Annotated in this window: 13 protein-coding genes; 4 read left to right on the forward strand and 9 right to left on the reverse strand. The window is 72.0% G+C overall.

Annotated features, from left to right (window positions below; translation table 11 throughout):
• The first annotated feature begins 18 nt into the window (after positions 1 to 18).
• The gene (locus tag IPM43_03755; protein ID QQS25501.1) at positions 19 to 948 is read left to right on the forward strand and encodes a methyltransferase domain-containing protein; all 930 of its coding nucleotides are present in this window, start codon (positions 19 to 21) and stop codon (positions 946 to 948) included.
• On the opposite strand, the gene IPM43_03760 is transcribed toward IPM43_03755, so the two are convergent.
• The 9 genes from IPM43_03760 to IPM43_03800 all read right to left on the reverse strand — a co-directional run bounded on the left by IPM43_03760 (position 945) and on the right by IPM43_03800 (position 13,302).
• On the reverse strand, positions 945 to 2,129 hold the full coding sequence (locus IPM43_03760) for a glycosyltransferase (protein ID QQS25502.1): 1,185 nt from the start codon (positions 2,127 to 2,129) through the stop codon (positions 945 to 947). The genes IPM43_03755 and IPM43_03760 overlap by 4 nt on opposite strands.
• Complete coding sequence (locus IPM43_03765) at positions 2,126 to 3,469, reverse strand: glycosyltransferase family 2 protein (GenBank protein QQS25503.1); 1,344 nt, start codon at positions 3,467 to 3,469, stop codon at positions 2,126 to 2,128. The genes IPM43_03760 and IPM43_03765 overlap by 4 nt, the downstream gene beginning before the upstream one ends.
• A gap of 25 nt (positions 3,470 to 3,494) precedes the next feature.
• Positions 3,495 to 4,229 (reverse strand): glycosyltransferase family 2 protein, encoded by a 735-nt coding sequence (locus IPM43_03770; GenBank protein QQS25504.1) that lies wholly within the window; start codon positions 4,227 to 4,229, stop codon positions 3,495 to 3,497.
• A gap of 19 nt (positions 4,230 to 4,248) precedes the next feature.
• On the reverse strand, positions 4,249 to 5,766 hold the full coding sequence (locus tag IPM43_03775; protein ID QQS25505.1) for a hypothetical protein: 1,518 nt from the start codon (positions 5,764 to 5,766) through the stop codon (positions 4,249 to 4,251).
• A 25-nt stretch (positions 5,767 to 5,791) separates the two neighbouring features.
• Entirely contained in the window at positions 5,792 to 8,185 is a 2,394-nt protein-coding gene (locus IPM43_03780) for a glycosyltransferase (protein ID QQS25506.1), read from the reverse strand.
• Positions 8,185 to 8,502 (reverse strand): hypothetical protein, encoded by a 318-nt coding sequence (locus tag IPM43_03785; GenBank protein QQS25507.1) that lies wholly within the window; start codon positions 8,500 to 8,502, stop codon positions 8,185 to 8,187. The genes IPM43_03780 and IPM43_03785 overlap by 1 nt, the downstream gene beginning before the upstream one ends.
• 10 nt (positions 8,503 to 8,512) lie before the next feature.
• Positions 8,513 to 9,736 carry a glycosyltransferase gene (locus IPM43_03790; protein ID QQS25508.1) on the reverse strand — a complete coding sequence of 408 codons (1,224 nt, stop codon included), beginning with the start codon at positions 9,734 to 9,736 and terminating at the stop codon, positions 8,513 to 8,515.
• Positions 9,737 to 9,740: 4 nt separating this feature from the next.
• Positions 9,741 to 10,958 (reverse strand): ABC transporter ATP-binding protein, encoded by a 1,218-nt coding sequence (locus IPM43_03795; protein QQS25509.1) that lies wholly within the window; start codon positions 10,956 to 10,958, stop codon positions 9,741 to 9,743.
• A 796-nt stretch (positions 10,959 to 11,754) separates the two neighbouring features.
• A complete protein-coding gene (locus IPM43_03800) occupies positions 11,755 to 13,302 on the reverse strand; it encodes a DUF2142 domain-containing protein (protein QQS25510.1) in 1,548 nt (515 codons plus the stop codon).
• A gap of 64 nt (positions 13,303 to 13,366) precedes the next feature.
• Here IPM43_03800 and IPM43_03805 point away from each other — a divergent pair, with 64 nt between their 5' ends.
• From IPM43_03805 to IPM43_03815, 3 genes are read left to right on the forward strand one after another with little or no spacing between them, the layout of a single operon-like run.
• Positions 13,367 to 14,761, forward strand: a complete 1,395-nt coding sequence (locus IPM43_03805; GenBank protein ID QQS25511.1) for an exopolysaccharide biosynthesis polyprenyl glycosylphosphotransferase — start codon at positions 13,367 to 13,369, stop codon at positions 14,759 to 14,761.
• 4 nt (positions 14,762 to 14,765) lie between these two features.
• Positions 14,766 to 15,737 (forward strand): glycosyltransferase family 2 protein, encoded by a 972-nt coding sequence (locus IPM43_03810; GenBank protein ID QQS26320.1) that lies wholly within the window; start codon positions 14,766 to 14,768, stop codon positions 15,735 to 15,737.
• 12 nt (positions 15,738 to 15,749) lie between these two features.
• Positions 15,750 to 16,580: an ABC transporter permease gene (locus tag IPM43_03815; protein QQS25512.1), complete on the forward strand. Its 831-nt coding sequence runs from the start codon at positions 15,750 to 15,752 to the stop codon at positions 16,578 to 16,580.
• The last annotated feature ends 70 nt before the right edge of the window (positions 16,581 to 16,650 follow it).

A 16,650-nucleotide genomic window follows, 5' to 3' on the forward strand; every position in this document is an offset into this window, starting at 1 on the left:
CCAACTAGCCTCGCCCCCATGTCCCTCACCGAGCGCGTGCGCGACGGCCTGCGCGCCGTGGGGTCGGCGATGCCCGAACCGTTGCGTCGGGCATTGCGCCCAGCAGCCCGAGCAGTCGGGCTGGCGGCGCGCCCGGGCGAGTGGTGGAACGTCGACCGCCCGCCGTGGGCGCCTCCGGGCCGCGACGAGCTGGCCGACGAGGTGCACTGCAACATCTGTCGCTGGCACGGTGAGGAGTTCCTCGGTGGCGCCCACGTCGAGGCGGCCACCTGCCCGCGCTGTGGCGCCATCGGCCGTGACCGCTTCCTGCTCCACTGCTTCCTCTCCCGCAACAGCAGCCCGCGCGGCAAGCGCGTGCTCGAGACGAGCCCCCGGCTCGGCGGCGAGTACCGCGCGATGATGCGCCGCCACTTCGCCTACCGGGCGAGCGACTTCGATCTCTCGGCGCACCGCGCCGACATCCAGATCGACCTCCAGCAGATCGCGTTGCCCGACAGCTCGGTCGACGTCCTGCTGACCCCGCACGTGCTCGAGCACGTGCCTGTCACGGGAGACGCCATCCGCGAGATCGCCCGTGTCCTCGCCCCCGAAGGTCGGATGTACCTACAGGTGCCCCTGTGCGAGGGGGTCACGGTGCCGCCGTCGAAGCCGGAGTTCCACGCCGACGACACGCCGGTCTTCTGGCACTTCGGGTGGGACCTCACCGACAGCCTGCGCGACGCCGGGCTCCGCACGACGGTGCTCGTCACGACCGCGTTCGCCGACCTGTTGACCGCCCGGGTGCCCGTACCGGCCGACTTCGGCGACGGGTTCGACCTCGCCTCGCTCGTGGAGCACGCCCGCCCCCGCGACCTCACCGTCGTCGCCGACGAGGAGCTGGCACACCGTCTCGGGTTCCTGCCCGGCCACCAGTTCGCCACGTGGGAGTGCGTCAAGGACCGCCGCTAGAGCCCGGCAAGGTCGGCTTCCAGAGCGGCGGTCAGCTCACGGCGGAAGCGGTCGACACCGAAGTCGAGCGCGCGCAGCCGCGCTGCCGCACCGAGCCTGGCCAGCTCGGCCGGGTTCGCGACAAGGCCCGCAGTGATCGCCACCAGCTCTTCGACGGAATGCCAGTGACGGCCGTCGACACCGTCGCGCACGATCTCCGCCGGGCCTGCCGCGCCGTAGACGACAGGTACCGCGCCAGCGGCCATCGCTTCGACGAGCGCGATGCCGAAGTGCTCGAAGCGTTCCGGGTGGCGGTCGGGATCCTCGCCGAACCCGGCCCCGTGCCAGTACACCGACGACTCGCGCAGGAGTCGCGCCACGAGGGCGCCCGGCGCGTTGACATGGACCTGCACCGGCCTGCCGAGCGCGGCGCGGCGCACAGCGAGCGCGTACTCGCGGTTGGTCGCGTCGCAGCCACCGACGAGCGCCAGCTCCCACCCCGGCGCTGCTCCCGCCCGCTCCAGCGTGCCGAAGGCCTCCAGCAGCTCGGCCTGCTTCTTGCTGTGGCCGAACGCCGGGTCGAAGAAGCGACCGAGGCTCAGGATCGTGGGGCTCTTCGGCCCGGGCTCGGCCATCGGGCGCACCGGCGGGTAGAGCACCTCGGCGGGGACCGACCAGAGACGTTCCGTCCAGCGTGCCGTGAAGGCCGAGTTGGCGAAGAACCGGCGGTAGCTGGCGAGGTGATGGGTCCGCTGGACGCGGCGGTCGAAGCCGGCCTGCACCTCGCGCAGGCGCAACGGGAGCTCTCCGGGAACGAGCGAGAGCGCCTTGACCCCGCCGATCGCGACGCGGTTGCGCACCGCGTCGAGTCGCGTCGGCGGCGACTGCGGGAAGTGCACGTAGTAGTAGCCGAGAGCGGCGCGGTTCTCGCACCTGCTGAGATAGGTGCCGTTCACGAACACGTCGAAGTCCGCGCTCGCCGCTGAGGCTTCGGCGTCGTCGGTGACGCGCCGGTAGTCGCACGCCGACAGGTCGACACCGAGGCGTTCCAGCGTGCGCCCCACGTCGGGCGGGTTCGGGCCGAGCAGCGTCACGTCGTGGCCGTCCTCGGCCAGCACCTGGGCGATGGTGCCGTCCACCTGCTCTCCGCCGCCGTAGGTCTCCCAGTACAGGTCGTAGACGGCGATCCGTCTGCGGCTCACCACTTCTCGACCATCCAGCTCATCAGGGAGCGGCGCGGCACCGTGCGCCCCGGCGCCCAACGGGCAGCGAGCATCCGCGGCAGCAGGCGCACGTAGCCGAAGAAGACGCGACGCCGGTGCGCGACCTCGGCCCGCACCGGCAGCCGCAACGTGAGCGGGCGCAGCACGTAATGGCGCACGTGCGCGGCGACGAAACGGCGCAGCTCGCCTGCGCCGGAGCGCAGGGCGAGGCGCGCCGGGGCGTGCCTGGCCAGCACCAGCAACCGGTTGCGCTCGGTGTAGTACCGAAACGTCGGCGAGCCGACCCCCGACGAGACCGCGTGGCGGTGGCGCACGACAGCCCGCGGCTCGTACAGGTAGTGCCACCCGCGCAGCCTGCCCCGCCACGACAGCTCGGTGTCCTCGTAGTAGAGGAACAGCGATTCGTCGAACATGCCCACCTCGTCGAGGTACGCGCGGCGCAGCAGCACGGCTCCCCCGCACCAGGCGAACACGTCGGCGCGCTCTTCGTACTGGCCGCGGTCGACCTCGAGGAAGCCCCGGTCTCCTCCGAACCCGCCCGCGTACAGGTTGGAGCCGGCGTTGTTGACGATGTCGACCACCTCGGGGTCGAGCGCCACGTCGGCCCAGACCGCCACGGGGCCGACCTCCACTTCGGTGGTGCACCCGCCGCTCTCCAGCTTCACGGTGCGCGGACCGAGCGCGGAGAGGCGCAGCGAGAGCGTCGACGGGGTGGAACCGTCCGAGCGCACCCGCACGCTGCCCCTGGCCGACGACCACCGGGCGATCTCCTCGGCGTCGGGAAGGTGCGGGGGCTCCGCCCCGTAAAACCCCTCGTCGAACACGAGCCGGTCGTCGATACGCCGGCCGTCGAGTCGAGCCCCGCTCACCCGCACACCGAGCAGACGCGGATCGCCGCCGTGCCGCGCCGCACCGGAGACCTCGACGCGCACGTCGTGGTAACGCCCGTCGAAGAGCAGCTTGGCGTTGATCGCTCCGGCGCGCGGGTCGTCACCGGCGGCGTCGACGAGCGCGCGGATCCACCCCGGGTCGGCGACGGCGTCGTTGTTGAGCAGGGCCACGAAGTCGTAGTCGCCCGGAGCGCGCATGCCGAGGTTGCAGCCCCCGGCGAAGCCGAGGTTGGCGAGCGGCTCGAGCACCGTCACCTCGGGCCGCTCGGCGCGCACGCGCTCGGCGACGTCGTCGAGCGAGCCGTTGTCGACGAGCACCACGTCCAGGCGATCTGCCGGCCATTCCGTGGCGCGGATCGAATCCAGGCAGTCGAGCGTCATCTGCCCGCCGTCGAAGTTGAGCACGACGACCCGCACCGTCGGCGTCACGACTTCACCGTCACGTTCTTCACCGTCACGTCGACCACGGCGCTCGGCGTGGCCTGCGCCGCGACCGCATCCGCAGGCACCAGCCGAGCATCACGAACCCGAGGCGCACCGCCGTCAGCCGGCTGCCGGTGACCGAGCTCTCGCCGACGCGCTCCTGGTAGCGCACGGGGATCTGCACGAACGGGATCCGCAGGCGCGCGACGTGGAGCATCATCTCGTACCCGACCGCGGATCCGAGGCCCTCGATCTCGGGCTCGACGCGATCCACCGCACGCCTCGTCATCACCCGGAACGTGCAGCCGACGTCGGACATGAACGTGGTGTTGAACAGCATCTCGGTGAACTTCGCGAGTGCGTAGTTGCCGAGGCGGAGCATGGTGCCCATGTTGGCCCCGCTGAAGATCATCACCTGGGCGGTGCGCGAGCCGAACACCACGTCGACGTCGCTCAGGTAGGGCAGCAGCTTCAACACGTCGGCGGGTTCGAACGTGGCGTCGGGCTCGCAGATGCAGACGAGGTCGACGCCGCGCGTCTCGGCCAGCCCGCGCCGGATCGCCGAGCCGTAACCCTGCACGTCTTCGAAGACCTCGACCGCAGAGGTCGACGCGACCTCGGGCGACGTGTCCGGATGCGCGTTGTTGTTGACGACGACGATCCGGTCGACGATGCCGAGCGCCTCGAAGCGCCGGATGCAGTCGGCGATGCTGCCTGCCTCGTTGTAGGTCGGCAGCACGACCGCGAGGGTTCTTCCGTTCCACATGTGCGTGTGTCGCCCGTCCCTAGCCGGAGTCCCGAGGAATGTAGATGACGGCGCTGCCGATCACCTCGCGCTCGTAGCGTTCGACCGGTAGCCACAGCAGCGACGTGTCCTCCACGTCGAGCTCGGTCACGAACGCCACCCGCTCCGGCGGGGTGCCCTCCACCAGCCGTTGGGTGTCGGGGAAGCGCATCATGAACGGGTGGCCCGCCACCGCGACCCGGATCGTCCGGTCGCTGACGTACTCGATCGGCAAGACGAGCCAGTAGTAGCCGGCGACGCGGTCGATGCCGGCTTCCTGCAGCCGAGCGACGATCTGGTCGACGTGCTCGTTGGGGTCGGCGAGCTCTGTCCAGGAGGCGCCGGCGCGCCCGACGTAGGGCACGGCGAAGAGACCCACCCACGCAAGCACCCCTGCGGTCGCCAGGGCGGCCACCGGCAGCGGCCGGGGCGCGCGCCGAACGGCAAGCGCATCGAGCACCTGGCCCACCCCGGCGGCGATCAGCACCGCCGCGGGGCAGAGCACGACCGCCGCGTAGCGCCCGTCGAGCACGAACGAGGTGTTGGCGAAGCCGGCGAGCACGAGTGGGCCGGCAAGGACCGGCGCGACGACGGTGGCACCGGGCCAGCGGGGCACGCGGCGCATCAACGCGACGGCACCGGCCGCGCCCAGGGCCAGCACCGCGACGTACAAGGCGATCCCGATCGGGCGGGAGAGGATCCACTCCCCGTCCAGGCTGCGCAGACCGAGCGCACGCGGGAAGAGACCGGTGAAGTAGCCGGCGAGCCGATCCAGGTAGGTGCTGTCGCCGACCACAGGCGCTTCCGCGGACGGCCACGAGTTGACCGCGTTCCACAACAGGAATGGCACGTTCGCCGCGACGGCACCGGCGCCGGCGGGCAGCCACCACTGCCGCCAGCGCCGCGCGAAGCGCAGCCCGACGACCACCGCGAGCGGCGCGGCGACGGCGAGGTACATCGGGTGCAGGTAGACCGCCAGCCCGAGCACGAAGCCCGTCACCGCCGAGCGCCACGGCGAAGGTGGGTCGGCGTCGACCACCACAGCGCAGGCCCAGATCGCGAGCGCGCTCACCAGCACCCCGAGCGCGTAGGCAGGGTAGGCCCTGGTGGAGACGACCAGCAGGGCCCCCGGGGCGAGCCACACCAACGCACCGGCGACCCAACCCGCACGCCGATCGAGCACGCGGCGGGTGAGCGCCGCGGTGACCAGCGCAGCTCCCGCCCAGATCGCCGTGAACAGCAGCTTCAGCGGCACGACGTGGTACCCGAACACCGCCACGAACGGCGCGAACAGGTACGCCTCGAAGATCGCGGTGTAGTTGAGCCCGGAGATGACGACGGGCATGCGGCCATGGAGCACCTCGTAGGCCTCGAGCCCGACGTAGGCCTCGTCGGCGTTCAGCACGCCGAGCGGCGTCTGCAGCACCCAGGCCCGCATCACGAGCCCGACGGCGCCGAGCACTGCCAAGACAGCGACCGCGCGAGCGCGCGGCAAACGACGCTCATCCGGCTCCGGCACGGACGGCGATGCTACCGGCACCCCCTCACCGCGGGCCGGCGCGCTCGACGGCACCAGGGGGGAGCTCGCCGACCCTCCCCAGCCAGCCGACGAGCTCACCGGCGACGTCGTCGAACGTCCACCGCCGCGCCCGCGCGGCGGCATCGGCCGAGGCCACGCGCCAGGATTCGTCGTCGGTGAGCAGCGGGCGCAGTGCCGCGACGATCGCATCGACGGCGGGGGCGACCACCTGCAGGCCGGGGCTCGTCGGACCCATCGTGTCGATCGTCGTCACCGTCGGCACGCCGGCCGCGAGCAGGTCGGCCACCGCCGCCGATTGCTCACCGACGCGGCTTTCCCGCAGCTGCAGGCCGGCACGGGCGCGCGCTACGCGCGCGCCGTACGCCGCGGGGTCGAGCGCCCCGGTGATCTCGACCTGGGCGGCCACCCCGAGACGCTTAGCCTCGGCTTCCACCGCGACGGCGGCGCCGGCCTGCACCGGCCCGGCGAAGACGAGCCGGGGTGGCTCGGCGCCGCCCGCCACCGGTGCCGCGACGAGCCGGGCCAGGGCCTGCACGGCCAGCTCGGGCAGCTTGTTGGCGGCGAGCCAGCCGGCGGCGAGGATCTCGGCGCGCCCGGCCGCCTCGGCGGGCGGCCCGACCGGGGGGTATGCATTCGCCAGCACGAGGACGGGCACGCCGCTCGGCCTCAGCCGGCGCACCACCGCGGCCGCGTGGTCGCTCGTGACCACCACCGACCGGGCCGCGTCGAGGTGTTCGCCGAGCAGGCTGATCCCGAGTGCGTGGTAGCGCTCCGCGTCGAGCAGCGCGTCTGCGCCGAGCGCGGCAAGGCCCTCTGCGCCTTCGTTCGCCAGCACCCGCTCGGTGAGGTACCGGCGGGCCCAGTCCCGCGAGCCCGACAGATGGGCGAGGCCGACGTGCATGCCGACGAGCGACGCCTCGTGCAGCCACAGGTGGGCGCGGTGCTCGAGCGCGAGCTGTGCTCCGGCCACGTGGTGGTGCGAGCTGCCGAGGACGACGACGAGGTCGTCGAAGACCCCCGGCGGAAGGAACCGCCCGAGCGCCCTCGCGGGGTGTCGACGCTCCACGTGGGGGAATCGCTTGCTGCACGCCGGCTCCGGCGAACCGGACCCGTCGACCAGCACGTGCAGCTCGGGCCCGCCCGGGAGGCGGCGGATCGCTTCGGCGACGAGCACGTCGTAGCGCCCGATCGCCGAGGCGGAGCCTTCCATCGGGCCGAGCAGGGCCATCGTGCGTGGCACCCGCCGGGGCAGCGCCGCGCCTCGCGGAGACAGCTCCTCCAGGGCGCCGGCCGTGGCCCGACCGACGGCCTCCCACGTCCAACGCTGCGCGGCGCGCCGGCCGGCGTCGAGCAGCACCGCGCGGTGGTCGTCGTCGGTCAGCGCCCACGTGACGGCGGCAGCGATGCTGGCCGGCTGGTAGGGGTCGAAGCACGCGTCCGGCTCGGCGAGCACCTCGGGCAGCGATGTCACGCCGGAGCAGATCGCGGGCACGCCGCACGCCGCCGCCTCGAGCACGGGCAGGCCGAACCCCTCTTCGATGGAGGGCATCACCGCGAGCTGCGCCGCCTGCATCAGCGCCACCATCTCGTCGTCGGTGACCGCTCCGGTGAACACCACCTCGTCGGCGACACCGGCCTCTCGCGCGCTGCGCCGCCACCGGTCGAGTGTGGTCGGGTCGTGGGCGGCGGCGACGACGAGCAGGTGATCCCGACGCAACCCGGCCGGCAGCAGACCCCAAGCCCGCAGCAGGCCCGCGGTGTTCTTGCGTTCGTCACCCCCGGTGACCGCAAGCACGAACCGCCGTGGTGAGGGCCCGAGCAGCCGCGTGAGGCTCGGCCAGGGATCGGCCCCCGGGGGTCGGAACCGGTCGTCGACCCCGGCGCCGATCACGCGCGTGCGACCGGCATCGAGACCCAGTTGGTCGACCGACGTGCTCGCGGCGAACTCGGAGATGGCGAGCACGGCGTCGACCGTGCGCGCGAGCAGCGCGCGCACCTCGGCCAGCCGTCGCGCATTCGGGTCACCGAGGTACACCTCGGGGTAGCGGAACGGGATCACGTCGTACATCACGGCCGCCACCGGCAGGCGAGCCTGCGTGATCACGCTCGAGATCGGGTCGAGCGGGACAGGGTGAAGCATCAGCTGGGTGGCGAGGTACCACGTGCCGGGCTGCGCGTGCCGGGCCACCACGTCGGGGTGCCAGCGCTCCAGGTTCAATCCCGGGGTCAGCTCGGCGGCGAGCTCGGCATCTGCCCCGCCGCCGTGGAGCGCGGTCAGCGGTACGCCGGCGCGGTGAAGGCCGTGCAGCAACCCGGCGACGTATCGCCCGATGCCGCGCTGGCGGGCAGTCGGGTGGTCGATCGGGCGGGCGTCGACCAGCAGGTGGCGCAGAGCCATCAGCCGCCGGCGGGGTGCTCGCTGCCGAGTCCCTCGACCAGCTGCTCGAGCCGGGCGAGCTGGCGTTCGATGAGCTGCGCCGCGCCGATCGAAGTGTCGGCGTCGAGGCGCAGCCGGTCGGCATAGCCCTGGAACAGCGGCAGGCCCCGTTCCGCCCCGGAGCGGACGTCGTGGTTGAGCTCGTTGACCACCTGCTCGAGCATCACCACGTGGTGGTTCATCTGCAGCACGAGCTCTCGCATCGCGGCCACCTCGGCCGTCAGCGCGGCCACCGGCTCACCGCGCATCCGCCTGACGAGACCCTTCAGCGATGCCACGCCGCCGAGGCTACTGGCCGTGCTCTGGCCACGAGCGATGGCGCTCGGACCACAGCACCGGCTGCGCCCCGGCCCGCTCGACGCCCGGCGCACCACCCACGGCGACCAGCGCCGCGTCGCCGCTCACCGCGATCCCCGACGCGCGTTCGGCGCGCAGCCCGTACTGTCGCTGGAGGTCGCCGACGACCAGCTCCAGACCGAGCCTGCACGCAGTGCGGCGGTGGCGCTCCTCGTCGGCGAGGACGTCTACGGCGAGGGTCACCCGGTCACGGGGCCGCCGCGCGGCCAGTGCGGCAGCGGCGTCGACCATGTCGCGGATCTCACCGCGCGAGTCGAGGTCGGAAGAGGCGACCAGCACCAGCCACCGCGCGGGGCAGGCCCGGTCGCGCGCGTCGAGCGCACCGGCCTCGTCCGTCGGTCGCTCCGGACGCTGCGCCAGCTCGCCGGCCCAGCGCTCCTCGAACGTCTCGCGGGAGGACTCGGCGAGGCGCGCGCGGGAACCGTCGTCGGCAGCGGTGCCTTCGCCGTGAAGGTGGATCACCGGTCGGGCGGTGACGAGGCGGGTCACCTTGCCCGCGGCCGCCTCGACCCGCATCGCGAGGTCGGCGTCCTCGAAGTAGGCGGGGTGGTACTCCTGGTCGAAGCCGCCGAGGCCGACGTACGTCGAGCGCGCGAGCACCCAGCAGGCCGCCGACGCGTAGTCGACGTCGCGGTCGAAGAGCACCGAGCGATCGCCAGGGAAGAGGCGCGGCCCGCCGATCGGGTCGGTCCCCCCGTCCCTGAAGACGACCTGCCCGGCCTCCTGGACGGTGCCGTCCTCGTGCAGCAGCACCGGGGCGGCGATCGCCACCTGCGGATCACGAAGGGCGTCGAGGAGCGGTTCCAGCCAACCCTCGGTCACCACCAGGTCCGGGTTGGCGAGGCACACGAACTCGCCGCGGGACATCTCGACGCCGAGGTTGCAGCCGCCGCCGAAGCCGAGATTGTGCGGCGCCGGGACAACGCGCACCCCCGTCGTCGTCTCGTGCAGCAGTGCCGAGGTGCGCCCGTTCGCGGCCGGGTTGTCGACGACGACCACCTCGAACGGGTGCTGGGCGTAGCTCGTGTGCCGGCCGATGCTCGCGAGCATGCGGACCACGACGGGCCCGGTGCCGTGGGTGACGACGACGATCGAGACGAGCGGCGGCTGTCCATCGCGCGGTGTCAGGTCGACGAGTGGCGAGAGAGCACCCACGGGCTCAGCCGTGACCGCCCTGCACGACTCCTCTGGCGCCGCGGATCTCCCATGTCGCCGGGATGTGCACGACGCCGGTGTCGTACGACCTGTACTGGCGCACCTCGAACCGCACCCGGCGTTCCCAGTGGTCGTACGGATGGATCTCGGTGTGGTCGGTGAGCGCCACCGTCAGGTCGTACACGCCTTCGAGCAGCGGCACGCTCGGCAGGCGCAGGTCCACCTGGGCGGGACCGTCGAGCAGGCCGATGGTGCGCCCGCCACGGCGCGTCGTCGTGCCCCATACCGGCCCGCCGGCCATGCTGTCGATCCGGATCCCGACGACGGCGTCTTGCACGGGTGCGTGCGCGTTCAACTCGACGCGGATCGTCGCCGGCTCCATCGTCGTCAGCACCGGCAGGGCGACGCCTTCGTCGTCGAGCAGCGACACGGCCACGATCTGGGCCTCACCGCTGCCCCAGCGGCTGCCCTGCTCGCCCTCCACCCGCTGGGCGTGGTGGCTGTCGCCCTGGTACGCAGAGATCACCTCGGCCGCCGGGCCGATCTGGCGCAGCTCGCCCTTGTCGATCCAGGCGACCTGCTCGCAGAGCTGTTCCACCTGCGAGAGGCCATGGCTGACGAACACGATCGTGCGCCCGTCGCGGCGGAACTGCTCGATCTTCTCCGCCGACTTGCGCTGGAAGCTCTCGTCGCCGACCGAGAGCACCTCGTCGACGAGCAGCACCTCGGGCTCGACGTGCGCCGCGACGGCGAAGCCGAGCCGCACGAACATCCCCGAGGAGTAGTTCTTCACCGGGGAGTCGATGAACTCCTCGAGCCCGGCGAACTCGACGATGTCGTCGAAGCGGTCGGTGATCTCCTTGCGGGAGAGCCCGAGGATGGCCCCGTTCAAGAACACGTTCTCCCGGCCGCTCAGCTCCGGATGGAACCCGGCCCCCAGCTCGAGCAGGGCCGACACCCGACCGTTCACCTGGACCGAGCCGCGCTCTGGCTGGAGGATGCCGGCCAGGCACTTGAGCAGAGTGCTCTTGCCCGACCCGTTGGAGCCGATCACGCCGAACGTCGCGCCCGCGGCGACTTCGAAGCCCACTCCCTTCAGCGCCCAGAACTCTTCGTAGCGGGCGCGTCGGCCGCGCAGCACGGCTGCCTTCAGGTACTGGTTGCGCTCGTGGTAGAGGCGGTAGCTCTTCCACAGCGACGAGACGGTGACTGCGGCGGGCATGCAGCCGTGGAGTCTCGCGGACTCGCGAGCCCCCGACCAGCCATACCGCACCGAAGGCTTTCGAAACCGGCCGCCGCGGGCGGGCCGCCGCTATCATCGGCCAGGCCGTCATGAACGCCCTCACCAGCGTCTACGCCTCGCGCGAGCTCCTGTGGAACCTCACGCTTCGAGAGCTCCGCACCAAGTACCGCCGGTCCTTCCTCGGCTGGGCGTGGTCGATGCTGAACCCCCTCGCCACCGTCGCCATCTACGGTTTCGTGTTCGGCGTGCTGTTCGACGCGAAGGCACCCGTCGGCGACCCGAGCGGGCTCCACTCCTTTGCCCTGTTCATGCTCTGCGGGTTGCTGCCGTGGAACTTCTTCGCGCTCACCAACAACCTCGGTCTCGGGGCGATCTCCGGCAACGCCGGGCTGGTCCGCCGGGTGGCGTTCCCCCGCGAGACGCTCGTGTTCGCGAACGTGCTGCACGCGTGCGTGCAGTTCGGGATCGAGCTCTGCCTGCTGTGCGTGGTGCTCCTGATCTTCGGCAGCCCGTTCCTGCCGTGGCTGCCGATCGTGCTGTACACCGCGGTGCTGCTCGCTCTCTTCGGCACCGGGTTCGCGCTCGCCCTCAGCGCCCTCGCGGTGTACTTCCGCGACATGACGTACCTGTGGGCGATCCTGCTCCAGGTGTGGTTCTTCGCCACCCCCGTCGTGTACCCGCCCTCGCTCGTCGAGGAGAACGCCCCCGACTGGGCGGCCGCGATCCTGGCCGCTAACCCGACGTCGCAGTTCGTGGCGGTGTTCCGCGCCTGTCTCTACGACGGCTCGGCGCCGCCGTGGGACAAGCTCGGCGTGTTGACGCTCGTCTCGTTGGCCGTGCTGGTCGCCGGCTGGGCGATCTTCTTGCGACTGTCGCGCCGGCTGCCCGAAGAGGTCTGACCTGTCTCCCTGCCCGGCTCCGCCGCCCGGCTGAGCAGCTCGCGAGCGGCGAGTGCCGCGGCGAGCACGACCGGCACCACGAGGATGGCGGCGACCAGGTTCGGCATCGTCGGCGGATGCCAAGGCGCGTCCTCGAAGACGAACCGCCACGACCCGCGGGCACCGACGGCGTATCGGCGCAGGTTCTGCAGGTACGCCACGGTGTGCACGATCGCCCACACCACGAGCACCAGGCGTGTCAGGCGGATCGTCACCCGCGGGCCGATGTCGCCCGCCGCGGCCGAAACGGCGGCGGCCATCATCAGGCAGATCCAGATCGGGATCAGGTAGCGGCCCTGCAGATACGGGTAGCGCACCGCACCGAACACCGTCGGCGCAGCGACGAGCGCGACCGTGGCCAGGACCGTCACCCGGGCGAGACGCCCAGAGCCGCTCGTGATGCCGAGCAGGACGACGGCGCCGGCGACGACGAGCGCGGCGAGGAACGCCTCCTCGCCCATCGACGCGTCGAGCCACCCGAACTGGCCGATCACCTGGCGCAGGTAGAGCCGGAACACGCCGAGTCCCTGCCAGGAGGTGCCGTCGCCTTCGAGGCGCCGGTTCTCGAAAAAGCGCACGAGCGTCGGGATGCCCCACGCCGCGGCGACGAACGTGGCGAGCGCGACGACGGCGATCACCGGCCTCGACCGGCGCCGGGTGAGCACTGCGCGGGCGTCGCGCCAAGGCAGCAGCGGCGACAGCGCGGCCGCGACGATCACGAGCCAGATCAGCCCGTCACGGCGCACGAGGGTGAGGCCGAACGCGCCTACGGCGAGGGCCGCCGTCGTGGCCCGATCGGTGGCGCCGAAGTGGAACCGGGAGAGAGCACCGGCGACGAGCAGGGCGACGAACGCCGCAGTGAGCCCGGAGGGGTTCACCGTGGCCGCGGTGAAGACGACCATCGGGGTCACCCCGAGCAGCAGCCCGGTGAGCGGCCAGCGCCCCGTGCCCGGCCTAGACACGATCACCGCCGCCGCCGCCAGCAGCACGGCGCAGACGACGGCGAGCCACAGCCTCATCAGGTACGCGCCGGAGAGCCCCGAGCTGACGAGTGCCGGCACCGCGGCGACCGCGTGGAGCAGGGGCGGATACCCGTCGGTGGGGGCGTCGACCTGGGTCCCCGCCGCGCCCCAGGACAGGTCCTGGCAGTCCGCCGTCACCTCGGATTGGAACTTGAAGCACTCCATCGCGTCGACGGGCAGGCCGTCGGTCTCGAACGGAGCGAACAGGTCGCCGTTCGAGAAACCCTGCGCGCGCGCCATGTGCGCCGGTTCGTCGGGTGAGGCGAACATCGGGTTGACGAGCGCCCACAGCACGGTGAGGGGCAAGAACACCACGAGCGACAGCGCGAAGCGTTGCCAGGTTGTGGGTGCGAAGTTGCTCACTTGTGGTCCCGTTCGGTTCGCCGGTCGTGGTCGACCCCCGGAGGGTACGCTCGATCGACCTGCCATGGACGTCCCCGACCCTTCCTCGATTGCCCCCGGGGTGCCAGTGGTGCCCGGCACCGAGTGGCTGGTGCAGCGCACCTCGCCGGTGCTCCAGCGGTTGTGGCGGAGGGGCTTCCGGTTCTTGTTCGTGCTCGACGCGCTCGCCCTCTTCGGCTCGATGGTGGCGATCAGCCTGGTGCGCTTCGGCACCGACTGGCCGACGTACCCGCTCTCGCACTATCTGGTCGGCTTCTCGATCGCGACCGGCATCCACCTCGTCGTCGGCTATCTCGCCGGTCTCTACGAGCGCGAGCCGCGGCTCGGGCACCGTCCCTGGCTGCCGCGGGTGATGCTGGCGATGGCGATCGGGATCGCCGTCGACGGAGTCGCGTTCGTGCTCCTCGACCGCTATCTGATGCCGAGGCTCAACCTCGCCGCACTCGGCATCGTCGGGTCGCTGGCGCTCACCGCGAACCGCCGGCTGAGCAGGCGCCTGTCCTGGCGGCGCCAGGGCCCGCCGCGCGTCGCACTGGTCGGCCCGCACGACGCCGTCGCCACCGCCGTCGCCCATCTCGCCGACAGCGACCGCGGCGCGATCGTCGCCTGCACCGCGATGGACACGGCGGACCTGGTCGATCTCGTCAGCAGCCACCACGCCACCGACGTGCTGCTGCTCGACGTCCACGCGTTCGGCGAGATCTTCCCCGAACCGCTGTCGACCATGGAGGACCTCGGCGTGGGCGTCCTCCAGCGGGTGGGCGCGCAGGAGACGCTGCTCGGCCTGCAGTCGGTACGGCAGGTGGCCGGCATGCCGTTCGTGCGGCTGCGCACGCACACGCTCCCGCCGCACAAGTACCGCCTGAAGCGAGGCCTCGACCTGGTGCTCGTCGCCCTCGCCTCACCCTTGATCGTCGTCGTCGGCGGGCTCGTCTCGCTAGGTGTCCTGCTGCGCGCCGGAAGACCCGTGCTCTACCGCCAGGTGCGCCTCGGTCGCGACGCGGTGCCGTTCCGGATGGTCAAGTTCCGTACGATGCAGCCCGACGCCGAGCAGCACGGCGCGGTGCTGGCCACCGAGGCCGACCCGCGGATCGTGCACGGGCTCCGCTGGCTGCGCGACACCCGCCTCGACGAGCTGCCCCAGCTCTGGAACGTGGTGCGCGGCGAGATGTCGCTCGTCGGGCCTCGACCGGAACGCCCCGAGTTCACCGAGCGCCTGGCGATCGACGTGCCCGGATACGAACGCCGTCACGAACTGCCGCCCGGGCTCACCGGGCTCGCCCAGGTGCAGGGCAGCTACGACACCGACGCCGTGTACAAGGTGGGCTACGACCTGCAGTACCTCGTCAACTGGTCGCCGGTGCTCGACCTGCAGATCCTGTTGCGCACGATCTGGGTGGTGGTGGCCCGCCGTGGCTGACCAGGTGTCGTGGCCCGACGTGGCCGTCGTCGTGCCGGTGCGCAACGAGGAGCGTCATCTGCGGGGTGCGGTGGAGGCCGTCCTCGCGCAGGCGTACCCGGGGCGAGTCGAGGTGTGCCTCGCCGTCGGTCCGTCCGTCGACCGTACCGAGCAGGTCGCGAGCGAGCTCGCCGCGGCGCACCCGCAGGTACACGTCGTCGCCAACCCGTCGGGGCGCACACCGGCCGCCCTGAACGCCGCCATCCGCGCCACCGCCGGCGAGGTGGTCGCGCGCGTCGACGGGCACGCCGCGCTCTCCCCCGGCTACCTGCGGCGCGCGGTGGAGACGCTCAAGCGCACCGGGGCGGCGAACGTCGGCGGCATCCAGCGGGCCGAGGGCACCACCGCCTTCGAGCGCGCCGTCGCCGTCGCGATGACCTCCCGCTTCGGCGCGGGCGGCGCCCGCTTCCACGTCGGTGGCACCGAAGGGCCGACCGACACCGTGTACCTCGGGGTCTTCCGGCGCGACGCGCTGGAGCAGGCGGGCCTCTTCGACGAGACGCTCGTTCGCAACCAGGACTACGAGCTCAACATCCGCCTGCGCGATGCGGGCGGCGTGGTGTGGTTCGACCCCGCGCTGTGGGTCGCGTACCGACCCCGTTCAAACCTGCGCAGCCTGGCGCGCCAGTACTTCGAGTACGGCACCTGGAAGCGACACGTGCTGCGCCGGCATCCCGGGTCGCTGAAAGCGCGCCAGGCCATCCCCGCGCTCACCACGGCCGCCATCGCCGCTTCGCTCGCCGCCGCCCCGTTCGCCCGGGTCGCGCTCGCGGTGCCCGGCACGTACGCGGCAGCGGTCGTCGTCTCCTCCCTCGCCGGGGCGCGCGGCCGGGCCGGGACCGCGGCCCGCCTCGTCGCGATCTACCCGACGATGCACCTCGCCTGGGGTACAGGCTTCTGGCTGGGCGGCCGGTCGCGCCGCGGCGTCGATCGCTAGCCTGCTGAGGCCATGGTGGCCGCGACTCCCGACACGCTGATCGAGCTCGGCGCCCGCATGCCGTGGCGGGAGTACCTGGCAGAGCTGTGGTCCCGACGCCACTTCGCAGTCGCGCTCGCCGAGAACGACCTGCGCGCCCAGCACATGAACTCCGTGCTCGGCCAGCTCTGGCACCTGCTCAACCCGGCGATGATGATCGCGGTCTACTTCTTCGTGTTCGGCGTCGTGCTCGACGCCCGGCGCGGCGTCGACAACTACGTCACGTTCCTCGTCGTCGGCGTGCTCGTCTTCCGCTTCGCGCAGAACACGATCGTCGGTTGCGTGCAGAGCATCGGGAAGAACACCGGCCTGATCCGCAGCATCCAGTTCCCGCGGGCACTCGTGCCCCTCTCCGTGGTGCTCGAAGAGCTGATGGCCCTGCTGCCCGGGCTGCTGCTGGTGGTCGTCGTCGGAGCGATCGACGGCGTCACCCCCACCTGGCGTCTCGCCCTGCTACCCGTGGTGATCCTCGCCGTGGCCCTGTTCAGCCTGGGTGCGGGCCTCGCCGGGGCACGCGCCGGAGCGTCGCTCACCGACCTGAGCCAGGTGTTGCCGCACTTCTTCCGGGTGATGTTCTACGTCTCCGGGGTGCTGTTCAGCGTCCACGCGACGATCGACAACCAGGTCGTGCGCAACCTGTTCGCGCTCAACCCGTTCTACTGCATCGTCGCCGTCGCCCGCTGGAGCCTGCTCGCCACCCCGGCCGGCGAGCGCGTGTTCGCCGGGCTCGCGGTGTGGGCGGGCGTCGCGCTCGTCGTGGGCGCGGTGTGGTTCAGGCGCGGGGAGCACCGCCTTGGCGCCTGAGCACTCGCCGCCGCTCGTCATCGACGTGGACGACGTCCACGTCACGTACCGCGTCTACGAGGACGTGAAG

The sequence above is a fragment of the Actinomycetota bacterium genome (assembly GCA_016700055.1).
Classification (GTDB): Bacteria; Actinomycetota; Acidimicrobiia; order Acidimicrobiales; family Ilumatobacteraceae; genus Kalu-18.

What these genes read in the sequence shown, in the direction of transcription:
- IPM43_03755 (QQS25501.1), top strand. Translation starts at nt 19, where the DNA reads ATGTCCCTCACCGAGCGCGTGCGCGACGGCCTGCGCGCCGTGGGGTCG.
- IPM43_03770 (QQS25504.1), bottom strand. Translation starts at nt 4,229, where the DNA reads ATGTGGAACGGAAGAACCCTCGCGGTCGTGCTGCCGACCTACAACGAG.
- IPM43_03780 (QQS25506.1), bottom strand. Translation starts at nt 8,185, where the DNA reads ATGGCTCTGCGCCACCTGCTGGTCGACGCCCGCCCGATCGACCACCCG.
- IPM43_03795 (QQS25509.1), bottom strand. Translation starts at nt 10,958, where the DNA reads ATGCCCGCCGCAGTCACCGTCTCGTCGCTGTGGAAGAGCTACCGCCTC.
- IPM43_03805 (QQS25511.1), top strand. Translation starts at nt 13,367, where the DNA reads ATGGACGTCCCCGACCCTTCCTCGATTGCCCCCGGGGTGCCAGTGGTG.
- IPM43_03815 (QQS25512.1), top strand. Translation starts at nt 15,750, where the DNA reads ATGGTGGCCGCGACTCCCGACACGCTGATCGAGCTCGGCGCCCGCATG.